Raw genomic sequence first — 17,760 nt, 5'->3', positions numbered from 1 at the left:
ACGTCGCCGTCAGCAGGACCACGAGGACGCCGATGACGACGAGGAGAGCTCCGCCCGCGGCCGTCAGGAACGGCGACTGCCCCGAAGGCCGGGCCCGTTGCCCGTGCTTCCGCAGCTGATCTCGGGCCCGCGCAGAGATCCGCTCGCTCTGAGTGATGAACACCACACCGAAGATGATCGCGATCGACGCCTAGGTGAGGGCGACGATCCGGTCCTCGATCACCGTCCGGAGGCCCTTCCCTCCATCACGGCCCTCCTGCCGACCAGCGTCTCGCGACCCTCCCCGACGACCCCCGCCACACCGCGAAACACCGGCGAAACGTCCGTCGCATAGGCTCTCCGGGTGAAACGACTGTTTCTCTCCCGCTCGTGAAGAGGTGGCCCATGACCGCGCCCGCACCGTTCCTCCCCGTCGATCCGCCGCCGCGCCTGCTGATGGGGCCGGGCCCGATCAACGCGGATCCGCGCGTCCTGCGTGCGATGTCGGCGCAGCTGGTCGGGCAGTACGACCCGTTCATGACGGCGACGATGACGGAGACGCAGGAGCTGTACCGGCAGGTGTTCCGCACCCGCAACGAGAAGACGATGCTCGTCGACGGCACGAGCCGTGCGGGCATCGAGGCGGCGCTGGTCTCGATGCTGGAGCCGGGCGACCGCGTGCTCGTGCCGGTCTTCGGGCGGTTCGGGCACCTCCTCCGGGAGATCGCAGAGCGCTGCGGCGCGGAGGTGCACGTGATCGAGGCCGAGTGGGGGCAGGTCTTCCCCGTCTCGGCGATCGCCGAGGCCCTGGCCCGGGTGAAGCCGAAGATGCTGGCCGTGGTCCACGGCGACACGTCGACCACCATGGCGCAGCCGCTGGAGGAGCTCGGCGCCCTCTGCGAGAAGCACGGCGCCCTCTTCTACACCGACGTCACCGCCTCCCTCGCGGGCAACGCCTTCGCGACCGACGAGCTCGGGCTCGACGCGGTCACCGCGGGGCTCCAGAAGTGCCTGGGCGGCCCGTCCGGATCGGCTCCCGTCACCTTCTCGGAGAAGGCCGTCGCGGTGATCGAGTCGCGCAGGAGCATCGAGGCGGGGATCCGCGACGAGGGCGACACTGTCAGCGCCCGCCGCGTCCGCTCCAACTACTTCGACCTCGGGATGATCTTCGACTACTGGGGGCCGCGCCGCCTCAACCACCACACCGAGGCGACCACGATGCTCTACGGCGCGCGCGAGTGCGCCCGCATCGTCGTCGAGGAGGGCCTGGACGAGACGGTCGCCCGCCACGCGCTGCACGGGTCGGCGATGCTCGCCGGAGTCCGCGGCCTCGATCTCGAGGTGTTCGGCGACGTCGGGCACAAGATGACGAACGTCGTCGCGGTGCGCATCCCGCAGGGCGTGAACGGTGCTGCGGTGCGCGGGGAGATGCTCGCCGACTTCGGCATCGAGATCGGCACGTCCTTCGGGCCGCTGCACGGGAAGGTCTGGCGCATCGGCACGATGGGCTACAACGCCCGGACGGACGCGGTGCTGACCACTTTGGCGGCGCTGGAGGCGGTGCTGCGCCGCGCGGGCGCCTCCGTGCCGGTGGGCGGCGGAGTCGCGGGGGCCTACGAGGTCTACGGGGCGGCACGCGCATGACCGGCACCACCACGGACCCCGCCACCACGACCGCGCCCCCCGCCGCCACCGCCGCCCCCGCCCTCGACGCCGCCGCGATCATGTCCCGCTGCGACGAGCTCGCCGCGGTCTCCTCCAGCCGCGACGGCATCGAGCGGGTCTACCTCTCGCCCGAGCACGCCCGGGTGAACGCGATGGCCGCGCGTTGGATGACCGAGGCGGGCATGCGCACCTGGCAGGACGCGGCCGGCAACCAGTGCGGCCGCTACGAGGGCGCAACTCCGGGACTCCCGGCGCTCCTGCTCGGCTCGCACCTCGACACGGTGCCCGACGCGGGCCGCTACGACGGGATCCTCGGCGTGATGCTCGCGATCGCCGTGGTGTCGCGCCTGCACGGGGCGGGCCGGCGCCTGCCGTTCGCCGTCGAGGTCGTCGCGTTCGGCGACGAGGAGGGCACCCGCTTCGGCACAGCGCTCCTCGGCTCCCGCGCCCTCGCCGGCACCTGGGACGAGCACTGGTGGGAGCTCGAGGACGCCGACGGGACGACGCTCGTCGAGGCGTTCCACGAGTTCGGGCTGGACCCCTCGCGCATCCGCACCGCCGCGCGCGACGCGCAGGACGTTCTCGCCTACCTCGAGGCGCACATCGAGCAGGGCCCCTACCTGGAGGAGGCGGACCGCGCCCTCGCCGTGGTCTCCTCGATAGCGGGCGCCCGCCGCTTCGCACTCACCCTCACCGGCAAGGCCGGGCACGCGGGCGGAGTTCCGCTCGACCGCCGCCGCGACGCGCTCACCGGGGCGGCCGAGGCCGTGCTCGCGGTGGAGCGCATCGCGCGGGAGCAGGGCGTGATCGCCACGGTCGGCCGGCTCGAGACCTTCCCGGGCGCGGTCAACGTCATCCCCGGCCGGGTCGAGTTCAGCCTCGACCTCCGCGCCGAGACCGACGCCCAGCGCGACACGGCGTGGGACGCCATCGAGCACGCGATGTCGGAGTCGGCGTCGCGCCGCCGTCTCGCGCTGACGGTGGAGGAGACCCACTCGGCCCCCGCGGTCGTCGCCTCCTCTCGGCTGCAGGACGTCGTGCGCGCGGGCATCCGCGCGACCGGGGACGCGGAGCCGATGGTGCTGTTCTCCAAGGCCGGCCACGACGCGATGGCGGTCGCCGACCTCGCCGAGTACGCGATGCTCTTCCTCCGCTGCGAGGGCGGCGTCAGCCACCACCCGGACGAGAACGTGACCGAGGCCGACGTCGCGACCGCGCTCGACGCGTTCGAGGCGGCCGTGCTGGCGCTCGCCGACGGGACGCAGACCGCGTGACCCCCGCCCCGGCCCCCTCGACGAGCATCGGTCACCGCATCGATGCCGGCTACGCCGCGCTGTCGCGGCAGGAGCAGCGGGCGGCCGACTTCATCCTCGACCACCTCGGCGACCTGGCCGTCTACACGGCGACCGAGCTCGCCCAGCACAGCGGAGTGTCCAAGGCCACGGTCTCGCGGCTGTTCCGCCGCCTGGGGTTCTCGAACTCGCAGGAGGTGCGCGAGCACGCCCGGGCGCTGCGGTCTTCCGGTGTGCCGGTCGGTCCCGCGCAGGGACAGGGGGATCCGCTCGCCGCGCACCTCGAGAGCGAGCGGGCGAACCTGGCCCGGCTGGCCGCCGCGTTCGGCGACGGGCGGCTGGAGGAGGCGGTGCGGCTGATCGCGGGAGCGCGCGAGGTCGTCGTGATCGGACTGCGCAACAGCTACCCGGTGGCGCTGCACCTGCGCCAGCAGCTCGCGCAGGCGCGCGGACGCGTCCGGATCGCCCCGCAGCCCGGCCAGTCGCTCGGTGAGGAGCTCGAGGGGCTCGGAGCCGAGGACGTCGTGGTGCTGGTCGGCTTCCGCCGCCGCCCCGCCTCCTTCGCCGCCCTGATCGGGACGCTCGCCGCGCGCGAGGTGCCCGTGGTGCTCCTCGCGGATCCGCCCGCCCGGCGCTACGCGGAGCACGCGGCGGTCTGGCTGGAGTGCCCGGTCGACAGCGGCACGGCGCTGGACAGCTACGCGGCGGCGATGAGCGCGGTCGCGCTCGTGGCCTCCGGAGTGCTCGGGGCGTCGCCGAGGGAGTCGCGCGAGCGGATCGCCGGGATCAGCACGGCCTACGCGGAGCTCGCCGAGCTGGAGGACCGGCCGTGAGCGAGGCGGCGGAGCTGATCCGTGCGCACGCCAAGGACCCCGTCGGGCAGGCCGACCCGACTCCGTCCCTCGGCCGTGCCGAGCTGATCACCCCCACCTGCGGCGACCGGATCGAGCTGCGCGTCGACGGCGGCGTCGAGCAGGTGCGCCTCGCCTGGAGCGGGCGGGGGTGCGAGGTCTCACGGGGATCCGCGTCGCTGCTCGTGGACGGTCTCGACGGGCTGCCGGCGCCGGCGGTACGGGAGCGGATCGACGCGTTCCTCGCGGCGATGGCGCACCGGGAGGGTGCTCTCGCCGGCGAGGAGCAGGCGCTGCTCGCGGTGGCGGGCAATCCCGTCCGCTCCGTCTGCGCGACCCTGGCCTGGCGGGCGCTGGCCGCCGCCCTCGACGACGCGGGCCTGGCGTGAACCGCTCAGTCCGGCCCGTCGCGGTCGGCTCCCGACCACAGATCGCCGCACTCCACCCCCCGCGCGCCCCTCGCGCGGAGCAGGTCGCGCGCGCCGGAGTCGCCGTGCACGCCCTCGAGGAGCTCCGGCCAGTGGTCCCGTCCCAGCAGCACCGGATGACCGGGCCGACCGCGGAAGACCGCGCGGGCGAGCACGTCCGGCGCGACCGGCGCCTCCGCGAGCAGCCGGGCCCCCACGCTCGGCGGCTCCTCGGGCAGGTCGACCAGGGCGACCAGCGCGGCGACGCCCTCGGCCGCGGCGAGACCCGCGCGGAGCGACGCCGAGAGGCCGCTCTCCCACTCCGCCGCGACGACCACGTCCGCGGACGGCGGCACCAGGAGGCGCGCCCGTCCGCCCTCCGCGCCCAGGACCACGAGCACCCGCCCGCAGCCCACCGCGCGGAGCCTCTCGGCGGCCCGCTCCACCCAGGGAACTCCCGCCGCGTCGCGCCGCAGCGCCTTCGGGCCGCCCGCCCGGCGCCCCGCACCCGCCGCGAGCACCAGCCCGACGAGGTCCCGACTCCCGACCAGATCCATCCGACCATCGTGCCGCAGGCCGAGCCCCTGCTCCGCCGGACGAAGGAGACCGCATGACCGACACCCGATCCGAGACCGCCCGCGACGTGCTGCTCGCGTGCCTCGCCGTCCCCCGCTGGGCCGACGAGGTCGCCTCCGGCGCGCCCTACCCGTCGGCCGACGCGCTCGCCGACGCGGCCGAGCGGGCCGCGCGCACGCTCACCGAGGAGGAGGTGGAGGCGGCGCTGGCCGACCACCCCCGGATCGGCGAGCGGCACGCGGGCGCGGGGCGCTCCTCCGCGTTCTCGGCCGCGGAGCAGGCGGCGAGCCGCACGGGCGACGAGGAGCTGACCCGGCGGCTGCTGGCCGGCAACCGCGCCTACGAGGAGCGGTTCGGGCGCGTGTTCCTCCTCCGCGCGGCCGGCCGAGACCGGGCCGAGGTCGTCGCGGAGCTGGAGCGGAGACTCGGGCTCGACGACGAGACGGAGGCCCGCATCGTCGCGGAGCAGCTGCGGGAGATCACGGTGCTGCGGGTCCGCGGCCTCGACGACGAGCGCCTCGTCCGGGCGGAGGCCGCACGATGAGCGGGCACGCCAGCCGCGTCACCACCCACGTGCTCGACGCCGTCCGCGGCCGCCCCGCGCGCGGGGTCCCGGTGGCTCTCGACGCCCGTGTCGGCTCCGGCTGGGAGCGCCTCGCCGAGGCCCGCACCGACGACGACGGCCGCGTGGCGGCCTTCGGGCCGGAGCGCCTGGCCGCCGGGGTGCACCGGGTCGTCTTCGACACCGGCGCCTGGTTCGCCGCCTCGGGCACCGAGTCGTTCTACCCCGAGGTCGTCGTCGCCTTCCGCCTCGACGACGAGGAGGCGCACTTCCACATCCCGCTCCTGCTCAGCCCCTTCGCCTACTCGACCTACCGGGGCAGCTGATGCAGCTGCAGGACGTCCTCGACGCGCCGCAGCTGCGGCTGCGCGTGCTGGTCGCCGGCGACGGAGCGCTCGCCCGGCCGGTCGACGGCATCTTCACGACCGATCTCCTCGACCCGCGCCGCTACATCTCGCGCGACCAGCTGGTGCTGACCGGTCTGGTCTGGCGTCGGGACGCCCAGGACAGCGCGGCCTTCGTCGCCGCGGTCGCGGACTCGGGTGCCAGCGCTCTGCTCGCCGGCGAGGGGCTGCTGGGCTTCGTGCCGGACGACCTCGTCGTCGCCTGCCGCGAGCACGACGTCCCGCTGATCGCCGTGCCGGCCGATGTGTCGTTCGGCGCGATCACGGCGCACCTGTCGAACGCCCTCGCCGGCGACCGCGTGGCCCGGCTGACGGCCGCCCTCGCCCGCCAGCGGGAGCTGCTGACCGAGGTCTACCGGGGGCAGCAGCTCGACGAGCTCGTCACGCGCACCTCGCGCGAGCTCGGACTCCCCGTGTCGGTGCTGACCGCCACCGGCCGGACCGCGGCCTCCGCCTCGCCCCTGGGGCTGGGGGAGATCGAGCGGGTCGTGCACGCGGCGCTCACTGCCCGGCGCAGCCCGGTCGTGGTCGCGGACGCCCGCGGCGGCGCCCTGTCGGTCCTCACCGTCGCAGGCGCGGGCGAGCACCGCGCCACCTCCTGGCTGGTCGTCGTCGGGGGCGACTGGAACGACTGGCCCGCCGCAGTACTCGACGCCGTGACGGAGCTCGCCGGAGTCGTGGGGGTCTACCGGCTGCAGCGGGAGGCGGCGCTCTCGGCCGACTCCGCTCTCGCCGACCGCCTGCTCGAGCTCGTGGAGGAGGACAGCGAGCAGCCCGAGGCCGCGGTGTACCTGCGGCAGCTCGGACTCGGCGGCGCCGGGCGGTGCGCCGTGGTCGCCGCCGAGTTCGAGGGCGACGCGCCCCCGGACCTGGCGCGCCGTGTCCTGGTCGACGCCGCCGCGCACCTGGGCCGCGCCGTGGTCGGACGCGACGCCCAGGGCTGCGCGGTGGCGGTGCTGCCCACCGAGGCGACCGATGCGATCCCCACCGGCGCGGATCCGCTCGCCGTCGTCACCTCGGCGCTGCGACGAGCGGGAGCCGCGTGGCCGGGCGCCGTGCTGCGCGTCGGGACGAGCGCCGCGACTCCGCTGCCCGCGCTCGGCGGCGCCCTCCGCTCGGCACGCTACGGGATGCTGCTGCCGGGCTCTCCTGGCGACGACGCTCCGGTGCGGGTCAGCGACTCCGGGGAGGTCACCTCCGCCGTGCAGCTGCTGAGCGCGGTCCCCGACCACCTGCGCTCGGTGTTCGTCGAGCTGGTGCTCGGGCGGCTCGTCGAGCACGACGCGCGCTACGGCTCGCAGCTGGTCGCCACGCTCGCGGCGTTCCTCGACTGCGGCGGCTCGTGGGTGCGCACGGCGGAGCAGACGCACCTGCACCTGAACACGGTGCGGTACCGCATCGCGAGGGTGGAGGAGCTGACGCAGCGCGACCTGTCGGACACCGCGGACCGCGCCGACCTGTTCCTGGCGCTGCGCCTGCGCTGACGGCCGGGTGCGCGCGGTCCGCACCGCGCTTCCCGGGCCGGCCCCGTCACTCCGGAGCCACGATCCGCCTGCCCCGGACGTGCACCGCGGCGATCGCCGGCTCGCGCAGGGTCATCAGCAGGGCGAAGAGCAGCTGGGCCGTCGCCTCCTCCTCGTCGTCCGCGCGGATCCCGTGGGCGAGGACGTCGGCGAGCGGCTCCCACCGGTCGGGCTCGATGCGGAGGAAGTCCGCGTCCTTCCCGGGGTCGAGGCTGCCGAACCGCTCCTCCTGGTCGAGCGCCCGCGCGCCGGCGAGCGTCGCCGTGAACAGGAGCTCGGCCGGATGCAGGGCGACGGCCGCGTCGCCGGGCTCCGAGAGGTGCACCTTGAAGGCGTCGTTCGCCACTCGCGCCAGCAGCCACTCGTCGCCCGCGCCCACGTCCGAACCGAGGGCGACGGTGACCCCCGAGGCGACGGTCCGGCGCCAGGGCATGGTGCCGGAGCCGAGGAACTGCTGCGAGGTCGGGCAGTGGGCGATCGAGGTGCCGGTCTCCTCCATCCGGTGCAGCTCCGCATCCTGGCAGTGCACGGCGTGAGCGAGGATCGTGCGCGGCCCGAGGAGGGAGGAGCCGCCGCTCGCGGAGCCGGGCAGGAAGAGCCCGTCGTAGGTGTCGAGGTAGCTGCGGGTGCCGTACGAGCCGAGCACGGCGGCGATCTCGCCGTCGCCGGGCCGGTCGTTCTCGTTGAGGTGGCTGTGCACGTAGACGCCGCGTCCGCGGACGTCGTCGTAGAGGTCGCCGAGCGCTCCGAGGGTCCGGGGAGTGACGGACAGCGAGAACCGCGGGACGAGCGCGACCTGCAGGAGCGGGTTCCTCCCGTGCCAGCGGTCGATCTCCTCCGACGCGAGCGTCAGCGCCTCCGCCTCCGAGGTGATCAGGGGCGCCGCCGAGGCCGGGCCCGTGGTCTGGATCCCGCGCCCCGACACGATACGCAGCCCCGCCTCGCGGGTGCGCTCGAAGAGGGCGTCCTGCGCGGCCGGGAACGCGGAGCCGAAGACCATCGCGGCGGTCGTGCCCGCGGCCACCCGCCGCCGGGTGAAGGCTCGCGCGACGACGTCGGCGAACTCCGGGTCGGCGAGCCGCGCCTCCGAGGGGAACACCGTCCGGTCGAGCCACTCGAGCAGCTGGCCGCCGCCGAAGCCGTCGGTCGAGAACGTCTGGGGGAAGTGCACGTGCGCGTCGACGAAGCCGGGCAGCAGGACCGACGCGGCGTCGCCGGAGACCGGCAGGAGCGCGAAGCGGTCCGGCAGCTCGCGGTACGGACCGACCCAGGCGATCGTGCCGTCCTCGTCCACGGCGAGAGCGCCGTCCGGGATCGACACCAGCGACTCCCGCGCGGTCGCGAGCGTCGCACCCCCGGCGACGTGCAGCACGTGCCCCCGGTGGACGCCCCCGGCGCCGGTCACACCAGGCCCGTGTAGGCGGTCCAGGCGGATCCCGCGGGCGGCGCGTCGTCGCGGGTGACGCTCGCCTGGATCAGCCCGTAGGGGCGGTCGGCGGCGTGGAAGACCTCGTTGTCGTTCTCGACGCCGAAGGGCGAGAGGTCGTAGACGAAGTGGTGCTTGTTCGGCGCGGAGAGACGGATCTCGACGATCTGCGGGTACTCCTCCAGGACCGCCTTCCCCATCTCGAAGAGCGTCTGCTGGAGGGCGAGGGAGTGCACGGTCGCGAAGCGGCTCGTCATGAGCGCCTTGACGCCCGCGTAGACCGCCTCCCAGTCCATCGCCGCGATCTCGTCCTCGCTCAGGGCGAAGCGCCACTTCGCGACCAGCGAGGTCGCCATCACCCGGTCGTTCGTCGGCTGGAGGACCGTGTACGGGTCGGTGAGGAAGCCGTGGAACTCGCTCCCCGTGGACTTCAGGATCGTGAGGTCCTTGAAGCCGCCGGTGATCCAGATCCGCCGCTCCTCGCCCGAGCCCTCGACCGTGACCGACGCGATCCGCGTCTCCTGGCCCTTCCGGACCCAGGTGTGGTCGTGCTCGCGCCCGTCCACCAGCACGCGCTCCCAGGCGAACTCCTCGATCTCGATGCGGGCGCCGTGGACGGGCTCGTAGCCGTCGACGAAGTGGCGGGCCAGCTCGAGGCCGTAGGGCTCGATCGAGCGCAGGCCCTTCTCCTTGGCGAAGGCGTACGCCGTCTGCTTCTGCGTGTCCGTGGGCAAAACGGCCGACTGGTCGCCCTCTCGGTGCGCGGCCTCGAAGTCGCCGCGGAGGGCCGTGGAGACGTTGACGTCGTGGATCTCGTGCCGCGGGGTCTCGCGGTAGATCCGCACGACGCGGTTCTCGGCCTTCCCGTACTGGTGGTCCCCGAGGATGATCGACATGTCCGCTCCTGTCCGTTCCGTGCGGCCGGGCCTGGTCACGCGGTGGTGCCCGTCCTGCTCGCGGCTCCTGCGAGCCCGTCTGCCAGCCTCGCGCCTGCCGGGGGCTCCGCGCACCGGCGGAGCATCCCGAGGAGCCGCCGCCGGGACTCCGAGTCTTGTGCGATCCGCCCGCTCCGCGGCTCCGACCCGCCTCCGTTCACACACTCGAAACCTGCCGATGACACGGCGGCGCTCGGCGTGAGCGGGGGAGCTCCCCGAGGTGTCGTCAGGGAGGCGGGGCATCGGCGGGTCGAGGTCAGGGGCGGCTGAGGAGGCGCCCGGCGGGCGGGACCGTCGCGGCGGTGACGCGTCGGCCGCCGACCCAGGTGGCGGCGACGGCGCCGCGGAGGACGCGGCCCTCGTAGGCCGAGACGGGGTTCCGGTGCGAGAGGGCGTCGACGTCCACGCGCCACTGCGCCTCCGGGTCGAACGCGACCAGGTCGGCGTCGGATCCCGCGTGCAGCAGGCCCTTCTGGCCGAGCCCGGCGAACGCGGCGGTCGCCGTGGACATCCAGGCGACGACCTGCTCGAGCGGGATGCCCCGCTCGCGGGCCCCGGTCCAGACCGCGCGGAAGCTCAGCTCGAGTCCCGAGATCCCGCCCCAGGCGACGCCGAAGTCGCCGCCCGCGGGGAGCTTCAGCTCGGCGGTGGCGGGGGAGTGGTCCGAGGCGATGATGTCGATCGTCCCGTCGAGCAGCCCCTTCCAGAGCAGCTCGCGGTTGCGCTCGTCGCGGATCGGCGGGCAGCACTTGAACTGCGTGCCGCCGTCGGGGATCGAGCCGGCGTCGAAGGTGAGGTAGTGCGGGCAGGTCTCGGCGGAGATCGGCAGCCCCTCGGCCTTGGCCTCGCGCAGGAGCGGCAGCGCGTCGGCGGAGGAGAGGTGCAGGATGTGCGCGCGGCAGCCGGTCTCGCGGACGGCCTCGATCACGTGCAGGATCGCGCTGCGCTCGGAGGCGGGCGGGCGGGAGTCGACGAACGCGCCGTAGGAGGCGCCGGGCTCCAGCGCGCTCGCCTCCAGCTCGGCCGGGTCCTCGGCGTGCACGATCAGCAGTCCGTCGAAGGCGGCGATCTCGCGCATCGCCTCGACGAGCTGCTCCCGGCTCAGGTGCGGGAACTCGTTTACTCCGCTCGGCGAGAGGAAGCACTTGAAGCCGAAGACGCCCGCGTCGTGGAGCTCGCGCAGCGTGCCGAGGTTCGAGGGGATCGCCCCGCCCCAGAAGCCGACGTCCACCTGCGCCTGCGGCCCGGCGGCCGCGCGCTTGGCCTCGAGCCCCGCCACCGTGGTGGTCGGCGGGATCGAGTTCAGCGGCATGTCGATGATCGTGGTGACGCCCCCGGCGGCGGCCGCGCGGGTGGCGGAGGCGAAGCCCTCCCACTCCGTGCGGCCCGGCTCGTTGACGTGCACGTGGGTGTCGACGATCCCCGGGATCAGGACCTGGCCCTCGGGGAGGACGATCTCCTCCGTGGTCCGCCAGGGGGCGTCCCGCTCGCCGACCGCGACGATCAGGCCCTCGGCGATCGCGATGCTGGCCGGACGCCGGCCGTTCTCGGTCAGCACGTCGGAGGCGCGGATCACGAGGTCGAGGAAGGGAGCGTCGTCAGGCATGGATCGACCCTATACTCGGCATGTTTCCTGCGTGTGAGCGCCCGTCGGCGGCTCCGCCCGGCCTCCCCGCAGCCCCGGCGCCGTCGCCTCCCGTCCGAGAAGAGGAGGCCGTCGTGCTCGACATCGCCGACCCCCTGCTCGAGCGCGTCGAGGCGGGCGGGAGCTTCGCGGTCGTCACGGTCACCCACGTCTTCGGTTCGGCTCCCCGCGCTCTCGGCTCCTCGATGGCGGTGGACGCGGAGGGGCGCGCGATCGGCTCGATCTCCGGCGGCTGCGTCGAGGCGCAGGCGTACGCGCTGGCCCAGGAGGTGCTCGGCACCTCGGGCAGCGCGTCCGAGCATTTCGGCTTCGACGACGAGGCGGCCTTCGCCGCGGGCCTGTCCTGCGGGGGGCAGCTGCGCGTGTTCGGCCAGGTCGTCGACTCCGGCTCCACCGCGGTCCTCGCCGAGCTGCGCGCCGCCCGCGCCGGCCGCTCGGCCGCGCTGGCGATCGTCGTCGGTGGCCCGGAGGAGCTGATCGGCCTCGTCCTCACCGGAGCGACGCGCCTCCAGGACGTCGTCGGCCCGCACCTGGACGAGGACACCGCCCGCCGCATCCTCGCCGAGCGCGAGGCGCGCCTGGCCTCCGGCCGCTCGGCCACGGTCGAGACCGCCTGCCGGAGCGCCGAGCTCGAGATCGCCTACATCGTGCACGCCGAGCGGCCGCGCCTGCTGATCTACGGCGCCGTCGACTTCTCCGCCGCGCTCTGCTCCGCCGGATCCCTGCTCGGCTACCGCGTGACCGTCTGCGACGCGCGTCCGGTGTTCGCGACCGCCGAGCGCTTCCCCGGCGCCGACGAGGTCGTGGTCGAGTGGCCGTCCGACCACCTCGCCCGCGCCGAGGTCGACTCGCGCACCGTGATCGCGGTGCTCACGCACGACGAGAAGTTCGACATCCCGCTGCTCGAGACCGCGCTCGCGCTCCCGGTCGCCTACGTCGGCGCGATGGGATCGCGGCGCACCCACGAGCGGCGGCTGCGGCTGCTGCGCGAGGCGGGAGTGACGGAGGAGGCGCTCGCCCGCCTGCACTCGCCGATCGGCCTGGACATCGGCGCGTCGACGCCGGAGGAGACGGCCGTGTCGATCCTCGCGGAGGTCCTCGCCGCGCGCACGGGGACGTCCGGGGAGCCGCTCGCGGGGCGCTCGGGCCCGATCCACGCGGCGCGCTGAGCCGCACGTCCTCCCCTGACGGCGCGCCGTCGTGATCGCGCCGGCCTGCTCGCACTCCGGCGGGAAACGGCCGCGAAACACCGCGCTGCCATGCTCGGGGCATGCAGCGCCACGTCCTCACCGGAGCCCACGTCGCCACCGTCGACGCGCACGGGACCGAGCACCCCGTCGGCCACGTCGTCGTCGACGACTCCCGCATCGTCGCCGTCGGAGCCGGCGACCCTCCGGCGTGGGCCCTCGACGGACGGTCCCCGACGGGCCTGCCGGCGCAGGAGGCGATCGCGCTCACGCGGGTCGATGGCCGAGGCCACCTGCTCACACCCGGGCTCGTCAACACGCACCACCACCTCTACCAGTGGCTCACCCGCGGCTGGGCGCAGGACTCGATCCTCTTCGACTGGCTGGTCGCGCTCTACCCCGCCTGGTCCCGCATCGACGCCGACCTGACCCGCTCCGCCGCCCTCGGCGCGATGGGCGTCCTCGCCCGGTCCGGCTGCAGCACCGTCGCCGACCACCACTACGTCTTCCCGCGGGGCTCCGGCGACATCGTCGGCGGTATCGTCGACGCGGCCGGCACCCTCGGCCTCCGGCTGCACGCGACCCGCGGGTCGATGGACCTCGGCGAGTCCCGGGGCGGCCTCCCGCCGGACTTCGCCGTCGAGACCACGGCGGCCGCGCTCCGGGCCAGTGGAGAGGCGGTCCAGCGGTACCACGACGCCTCCGCCGACGCGATGGTGCGGGTCGCGATCGCCCCGTGCTCGCCCTTCTCGGTGACCACCGACCTGCTGCGCGAGTCGGCCGTCCTCGCCCGTCAGCTCGGGGTCCGGCTGCACACCCACGGCTCCGAGACCGTGGAGGAGGACGCCTACACGCGGGAGGCGTTCGGCCTCTCGCCCACCGACCACCTGGAGTCGCTCGGCTGGCTCGGCGACGACGTCTGGATGGCGCACTGCGTCCACCTCGACGCCGACGCGATCGCGAAGTTCGCGGCCACGGGCACCGGAGTCGCGCACTGCCCGTCCTCGAACGGCCGGCTCGCGGCGGGCATCGCGCCGATCCCGCAGCTGCTGGCTGCGGGAGCCCCGGTCGGCCTCGGCGTGGACGGCGCGGCGTCGAACGAGTCCGGTCAGCTCGGCTCCGAGATCCGCGCCGCGGTGCTGATGAACCGCCTGCGCGCCGGCGCCCACCGGATGAGCGCCCGGCAGGCGCTCTCGGTCGCCACCATCGGCGGGGCCCGGGTGCTCGGCCGGCAGGACGAGATCGGCTCGATCGAGGTCGGCAAGCTCGCCGACCTCGCGCTCTGGCGGATCGACGGGATCGAGCACGCGGGCATCGCGGACCCGGTCGCGGCCCTCGCGCTCGGAGCGCAGCCCCCGCTGAGCCTGCTCCTGGTGCAGGGTCGCCCGACGGTGCGGGAGGGACGGCTGGTGAACGCGGACGAGGACGCGATCGCCCGCGAGGTCGCCCGGGCGAGCACGGAGCTGGCGTCGCGCGTCTGAGCTGCGGCAGCCGATCGGCGCTCAGCCCGTCGTCGTTCAACCGGGCGGCGCCTCCGCCTCGACGGACGCGACCGGGGCGGCGTCCGGGTGCAGGAGCCGCCAGATCCGGTCGCGGGAGAGCGGCAGCTCGGTCGGCCGCACGCCGATCGCGTCGCGGACGGCGTTGGCGAGTGCGGGGGCGACCGGGTTGTAGGGCGCCTCGCTCATCGACTTCGCGCCGAACGGCCCGAGCTCGTCGGCGGTGTCCGCGAAGAGCACCTCGGTCTCGGGCACGTCCGCCATCTGCGGGATGTGGTAGTTCCGGAGGATCGCCGTGGTCACGGTGCCCTCGCCGTCGAGGATCACCTCCTCGTACAGCGCCGAGCCGATCGCCTGCGCCACTCCGCCCTCGACCTGCCCGCGGCACTGCGCCGGGTTGATCACGAAGCCGGCGTCGGCCGCCTGGACCGACTGCAGGATCCGCACCTCGCCCGTCGGCTCGTGCACCGCGACGCGGAAGCCCTGGACGTTGAACGCGAGCGAGCGCTGAGCGCCGTCCTCGCTCCCGGTCGCGGTGACCGGTCCGCCGGCCGCACGGACCAGATCGGCGAACGCGACCCGGGTGCCGTCCGGAGCGAGCAGGCCCTCGTCGTCGGGCTCGAAGGTCTCGTCGTGCCCGGTCAGCCGCTTGGCGAGCGCCTGCAGCTCGGCGAGGAGGCGCGTCGCGGCCGAGTGGACGGCCTTGCCCGCGACGACCGTGCCGGCGCTGCCGAACGCTCCGGTGTCGTAGCGGGCCGCGTCCGTGTCGGACTGGCGGATCCGCACCCGGTCGGCCGAGGCACGGAAGGCGCTCGCGACCAGCTGCGTGTGCACGGTGGTCGTCCCGTTGCCGAACTCGGCCGTGCCGACGCCGATGGTCAGCACGCCCTCGGCGTCGACGGTGACGGTCGCCTCCGAGAAGTGGCCCCGCGGTGGGATGGTGGCGATCATCGCCAGTGCCGTGCCCTGCCCTGTCCGCCACCCCGGTCCGTCGGGGGCGGGGGAGCCGCCGCCGCCGGCCAGTGCCGCCTCGGTGAGGTCGAGGCACTGGTCGAGCCCGTAGGAGGCGAAGCCGATGTCGTCGCCCTCGACGTGCGTGACCACCAGCGGCTCGCCCGGGCGCACCGCGTTGATCCGCCGCAGCTCGAACGGGTCGATCCCGAGCTCGCGGGCGAGATCGTCCATCGCCGACTCGATGCCGAAGATCACCTGCCCGAGGCCGTAGCCGCGGAACGCCCCCGAGGGGAGGTTGTTCGTGTAGACGGCCTGCGCGTCGACGCGCTTGCTGGGCGCGCTGTAGACGGCGACCGACTCCGAGGTGCCGTGGAACATCACGCCGGGTCCGTGGTTGCCGTAGGCGCCGGTGTCCGAGAGCACGTCCACGGCGAGGGCGGTCAGCCGTCCGTCGCGCCGGGCGCCGAGCGTGACGCCGACCCGCATCGGGTGTCGGCAGGGGGCCATCGTGAACTCGTCGCTCCGGGTGAACTCGAACTGCACGGGCCGGCCGGTGGCGAGCACGGCGAGGGCGACGACGTCCTCCGTCAGGATCTCCTGCTTGCCGCCGAAGCCGCCGCCCACCCGTGCCGTGAAGATGCGGACGGTCGACGGATCGCGGTCGAACAGGCGCGCGATCTCGTCGCGCACGAGGAAGGGCACCTGCGTCGAGGTCCGCAGCACCAGCTCTCCGCCCTCGAGCCAGCCGATGGTGCCGTGGGTCTCGAGCGCCGTGTGCGCGACCCGGGAGGTCGAGTACCGGCCCTCGACGACCACGTCGGCCTCCGCGAGTCCGGCGGCCACGTCCCCGTACTCTCCGTGGAGCTCCGCGACGACGTTCGCCTCCGGCCGGGCGATGCGCGAGGCGATCGGATCCTTGTCGGCGTGCAGGAGCGGCGCGCCGGCCGAGCGCGCCTCCTCCGGGTCGAAGACGGCGGGCAGCACCTCGTAGTCGACCTCGACGGCGCGGCAGGCCGCCTCCGCCTCGGCCACCGACTCCGCGACCACCACGGCCACGCGCTGCCCGCGGAACCGGACGACCGTGTCGAGCATGCGGGTGTCGTCCGGGTCGTCGAGCCGGGACTCGTGGCGGGCGGTGGAGTAGAGGACGTCCGGGACGTCCTCGGCGGTGAGGACCGCGACGACGCCCCGCATCGCGCGGGCGGCGGTCGTGTCGATCGAGCGGATGCGCGCGTGGGCGTGCGGGCTCTGGACGACCTTCAGGTGCAGCAGGCCGGGGACGGCGACGTCGAGGGTGAACGGCTCGCGGCCCTGGACGATCCGCCGGCCGGCGGGCGCGCCGAGCGAGCGGCCGACCCGGGACTCCTCGGCCGACGGGCGACCGGTGCGGCGGACGGGGGTGAGACCCGACGGCGGGGCCGCGTGCCGTCCGCGGACCAGGGCCTCCGTGCGATCCGCTCCGGACGGCTCGGCCGCGTGCGCGCCGTGCCCGGACGCGCAGGCGCCCGTCACGGCCTCGCGGATGGGACGGTAGCCCGTGCACCGGCAGAGGTTGCCCTTCATCAGCCGCGGCACGTCCTCGGCGCGGACTCCGTCGAGCGCCGTGGCCGTGACCACCATGCCGGCCGTGCAGAAGCCGCACTGGAACGCGCCGGCCTCGACGAACGCCTCCTGCACCGCGCTCGGCTCCTCGGGCGTGCCGAGGCCGGCCGCGGTCGTCACCTCGCGCCCCTCGACGCGGTGGGCGGGGTAGAGGCAGGAGTGGAACGGCGTCCCGTCGACGAGGACGGAGCAGGCGCCGCAGTCACCGGCGTCGCACCCCTTCTTCACCTCGAAGTGCTCGTGGTCGCGGAGGAGGGTGCGCAGCACCTGGCCGGGGCGGGGGGAGGCGTCGACCGGCTCCCCGTTGACGGTGAACCTCATCGGGCGCCTCCGGTCAGCTCGGTGCGGATCTCCTCGGCGAGCACGCGGACGACGGCGTGGCGCCAGTCGGCGGCTCCGTGCGGGTCGGTGAACCAGGTCGCGACGCCGTCGACGGCCGCGGCGAGCTCGGCCGAGGAGGGAACGGCGGCGAAGCGGAGCCGCTCCGGCCGGACGGTCGCCGCGGTGATCGTGAGCACGAGCGCGCCGTCGGTGTCGAGGCGGCCGATGACGACGGCGCCGGAGCGTCCGAGAGGGGAGAGCGCCGTCTTGCGGAACGCGGTGCGCGCCCGGAGGGAGGAGAGCGGGATCTCGATCGAGCGGATGACGTCGTCCTGGGCCAGGGAAGTGGTCATGTTGCCGGTCACGAGCTCGGCGACCGGCACGGCGACGTCCGAGCCGTCGGCCCGCCAGACGAGGGCGGTGGCGTCGAGCGCGGCGGCGAGGCTGATCATCGGTCCTGCGGGCAGGGCGTTGGCGATGTTGCCGCCGACAGTGGCGACGTTCCAGATCTTGAAGGAGCCGAGCAGTGCCGTGCAGCACTGGAAGAAGAGCGGATGGGCGGTGTCGCCCGCGTCGGGCATCGCGGCGAGCTCGCTGAGCGTGCAGGTCGCCGCGATCGAGAGCCCGGCGTCCGTGCGCACGATCGGCTCCCACGCGAATCCCTGCAGGTCGAGGAGCTCGTCGAGGTGGTCGTGGGGGAGGGAGAACACCCAGGAGCCGCCTCCGATGACCGCTGAGCGCGGCCCGCGGCCCGCCAGCTCGGAGCGCTCGCGCACCACCCGGACGCGCTGGATCGTGTTCAGGTCCATGCAGCGCCTCCGTCCCGCGCCCGTCGGGCGTCTCCCCCCAGTGAACCCCACCCGTGTGACGCCCGACGGGCGCGGGACGGAGGCGCTGCATGGACCTGAACACGATCCAGCGCGTCCGGGTGG

The 17,760-nt window shown here is 74.6% G+C and carries 15 protein-coding genes; 9 read left to right on the top strand and 6 right to left on the bottom strand.

Annotated features, from left to right (window positions below):
- Window positions 1-384 precede the first annotated feature (384 nt).
- Genes C5C46_RS10410 through C5C46_RS10395 form a run of 4 tightly spaced genes read left to right on the top strand, consistent with a single transcriptional unit; the run spans window position 385 to window position 4,176 of the window.
- Window positions 385-1,623, top strand: a complete 1,239-nt coding sequence (locus tag C5C46_RS10410) for an alanine--glyoxylate aminotransferase family protein (protein WP_258059437.1) — start codon at window positions 385-387, stop codon at window positions 1,621-1,623.
- Window positions 1,620-2,918: an allantoate amidohydrolase gene (locus C5C46_RS10405; RefSeq protein ID WP_104226651.1), complete on the top strand. Its 1,299-nt coding sequence runs from the start codon at window positions 1,620-1,622 to the stop codon at window positions 2,916-2,918. Before C5C46_RS10410 ends, C5C46_RS10405 begins: the two co-directional genes overlap by 4 nt.
- Window positions 2,915-3,769 carry a MurR/RpiR family transcriptional regulator gene (locus C5C46_RS10400; protein WP_219812189.1) on the top strand — a complete coding sequence of 285 codons (855 nt, stop codon included), beginning with the start codon at window positions 2,915-2,917 and terminating at the stop codon, window positions 3,767-3,769. The genes C5C46_RS10405 and C5C46_RS10400 overlap by 4 nt, the downstream gene beginning before the upstream one ends.
- The gene (locus C5C46_RS10395; protein WP_104226650.1) at window positions 3,766-4,176 is read left to right on the top strand and encodes an iron-sulfur cluster assembly scaffold protein; all 411 of its coding nucleotides are present in this window, start codon (window positions 3,766-3,768) and stop codon (window positions 4,174-4,176) included. The genes C5C46_RS10400 and C5C46_RS10395 overlap by 4 nt, the downstream gene beginning before the upstream one ends.
- 5 nt (window positions 4,177-4,181) lie before the next feature.
- Here C5C46_RS10395 and C5C46_RS10390 read toward each other — a convergent pair whose 3' ends face one another.
- Window positions 4,182-4,751, bottom strand: coding sequence for an NTP transferase domain-containing protein (locus C5C46_RS10390; protein ID WP_104226649.1), 570 nt, complete (start codon window positions 4,749-4,751; stop codon window positions 4,182-4,184).
- Between the two features lie 53 nt (window positions 4,752-4,804).
- On the opposite strand from C5C46_RS10390, the gene uraD reads away from it, so the two are divergent.
- The 3 genes from uraD to C5C46_RS10375 are packed head-to-tail and all read left to right on the top strand — an operon-like array spanning window position 4,805 to window position 7,220.
- Complete coding sequence (uraD, locus tag C5C46_RS10385; protein ID WP_104226648.1) at window positions 4,805-5,314, top strand: 2-oxo-4-hydroxy-4-carboxy-5-ureidoimidazoline decarboxylase; 510 nt, start codon at window positions 4,805-4,807, stop codon at window positions 5,312-5,314.
- Entirely contained in the window at window positions 5,311-5,658 is a 348-nt protein-coding gene (uraH, locus tag C5C46_RS10380; protein ID WP_104223494.1) for a hydroxyisourate hydrolase, read from the top strand. Before uraD ends, uraH begins: the two co-directional genes overlap by 4 nt.
- A complete protein-coding gene (locus tag C5C46_RS10375) occupies window positions 5,658-7,220 on the top strand; it encodes a PucR family transcriptional regulator (protein WP_104226647.1) in 1,563 nt (520 codons plus the stop codon). The genes uraH and C5C46_RS10375 overlap by 1 nt, the downstream gene beginning before the upstream one ends.
- Window positions 7,221-7,266: 46 nt before the next feature.
- Here C5C46_RS10375 and C5C46_RS10370 read toward each other — a convergent pair whose 3' ends face one another.
- The 3 genes from C5C46_RS10370 to allB all read right to left on the bottom strand — a co-directional run bounded on the left by C5C46_RS10370 (window position 7,267) and on the right by allB (window position 11,226).
- Window positions 7,267-8,664 carry an amidohydrolase family protein gene (locus C5C46_RS10370; RefSeq protein ID WP_104226646.1) on the bottom strand — a complete coding sequence of 466 codons (1,398 nt, stop codon included), beginning with the start codon at window positions 8,662-8,664 and terminating at the stop codon, window positions 7,267-7,269.
- Window positions 8,661-9,581, bottom strand: a complete 921-nt coding sequence (pucL, locus tag C5C46_RS10365) for a factor-independent urate hydroxylase (protein WP_104226645.1) — start codon at window positions 9,579-9,581, stop codon at window positions 8,661-8,663. Before pucL ends, C5C46_RS10370 begins: the two co-directional genes overlap by 4 nt.
- Window positions 9,582-9,876: 295 nt before the next feature.
- Complete coding sequence (allB, locus tag C5C46_RS10360) at window positions 9,877-11,226, bottom strand: allantoinase AllB (RefSeq protein ID WP_104226644.1); 1,350 nt, start codon at window positions 11,224-11,226, stop codon at window positions 9,877-9,879.
- A 113-nt stretch (window positions 11,227-11,339) separates the two neighbouring features.
- Here allB and C5C46_RS10355 point away from each other — a divergent pair, with 113 nt between their 5' ends.
- Both C5C46_RS10355 and C5C46_RS10350 read left to right on the top strand, forming a co-directional pair.
- Window positions 11,340-12,434, top strand: coding sequence for an XdhC family protein (locus tag C5C46_RS10355; RefSeq protein WP_219812293.1), 1,095 nt, complete (start codon window positions 11,340-11,342; stop codon window positions 12,432-12,434).
- 101 nt (window positions 12,435-12,535) lie between these two features.
- Window positions 12,536-13,933 carry an 8-oxoguanine deaminase gene (locus C5C46_RS10350; RefSeq protein ID WP_104226642.1) on the top strand — a complete coding sequence of 466 codons (1,398 nt, stop codon included), beginning with the start codon at window positions 12,536-12,538 and terminating at the stop codon, window positions 13,931-13,933.
- Between the two features lie 36 nt (window positions 13,934-13,969).
- Here the strand turns inward: C5C46_RS10350 and C5C46_RS10345 are convergent, their stop codons facing one another.
- Entirely contained in the window at window positions 13,970-16,828 is a 2,859-nt protein-coding gene (locus tag C5C46_RS10345; protein WP_104226641.1) for a molybdopterin cofactor-binding domain-containing protein, read from the bottom strand.
- The gene (locus C5C46_RS10340; protein WP_104226640.1) at window positions 16,825-17,637 is read right to left on the bottom strand and encodes an FAD binding domain-containing protein; all 813 of its coding nucleotides are present in this window, start codon (window positions 17,635-17,637) and stop codon (window positions 16,825-16,827) included. The genes C5C46_RS10345 and C5C46_RS10340 overlap by 4 nt, the downstream gene beginning before the upstream one ends.
- Between the last annotated feature and the right edge of the window lie 123 nt (window positions 17,638-17,760).

Source organism: Rathayibacter sp. AY1E6, assembly GCF_002931115.1.
In the GTDB taxonomy this organism is placed as follows: Bacteria; Actinomycetota; Actinomycetes; order Actinomycetales; family Microbacteriaceae; genus Rathayibacter.
Note: the sequence above shows the minus strand (reverse complement) of the source record. Positions and strands in the feature narration are given on the sequence as shown.

Bases quoted from the DNA above. Each gene is read 5' to 3' on its own strand.
- C5C46_RS10405 (WP_104226651.1), top strand. From the start codon at position 1,620: ATGACCGGCACCACCACGGACCCCGCCACCACGACCGCGCCCCCCGCC.
- C5C46_RS10340 (WP_104226640.1), bottom strand. From the start codon at position 17,637: ATGGACCTGAACACGATCCAGCGCGTCCGGGTGGTGCGCGAGCGCTCC.
- uraH (WP_104223494.1), top strand. From the start codon at position 5,311: ATGAGCGGGCACGCCAGCCGCGTCACCACCCACGTGCTCGACGCCGTC.
- uraD (WP_104226648.1), top strand. From the start codon at position 4,805: ATGACCGACACCCGATCCGAGACCGCCCGCGACGTGCTGCTCGCGTGC.
- pucL (WP_104226645.1), bottom strand. From the start codon at position 9,581: ATGTCGATCATCCTCGGGGACCACCAGTACGGGAAGGCCGAGAACCGC.
- C5C46_RS10390 (WP_104226649.1), bottom strand. From the start codon at position 4,751: ATGGATCTGGTCGGGAGTCGGGACCTCGTCGGGCTGGTGCTCGCGGCG.
- allB (WP_104226644.1), bottom strand. From the start codon at position 11,226: ATGCCTGACGACGCTCCCTTCCTCGACCTCGTGATCCGCGCCTCCGAC.
- C5C46_RS10345 (WP_104226641.1), bottom strand. From the start codon at position 16,828: ATGAGGTTCACCGTCAACGGGGAGCCGGTCGACGCCTCCCCCCGCCCC.
- C5C46_RS10350 (WP_104226642.1), top strand. From the start codon at position 12,536: ATGCAGCGCCACGTCCTCACCGGAGCCCACGTCGCCACCGTCGACGCG.
- C5C46_RS10375 (WP_104226647.1), top strand. From the start codon at position 5,658: ATGCAGCTGCAGGACGTCCTCGACGCGCCGCAGCTGCGGCTGCGCGTG.
- C5C46_RS10410 (WP_258059437.1), top strand. From the start codon at position 385: ATGACCGCGCCCGCACCGTTCCTCCCCGTCGATCCGCCGCCGCGCCTG.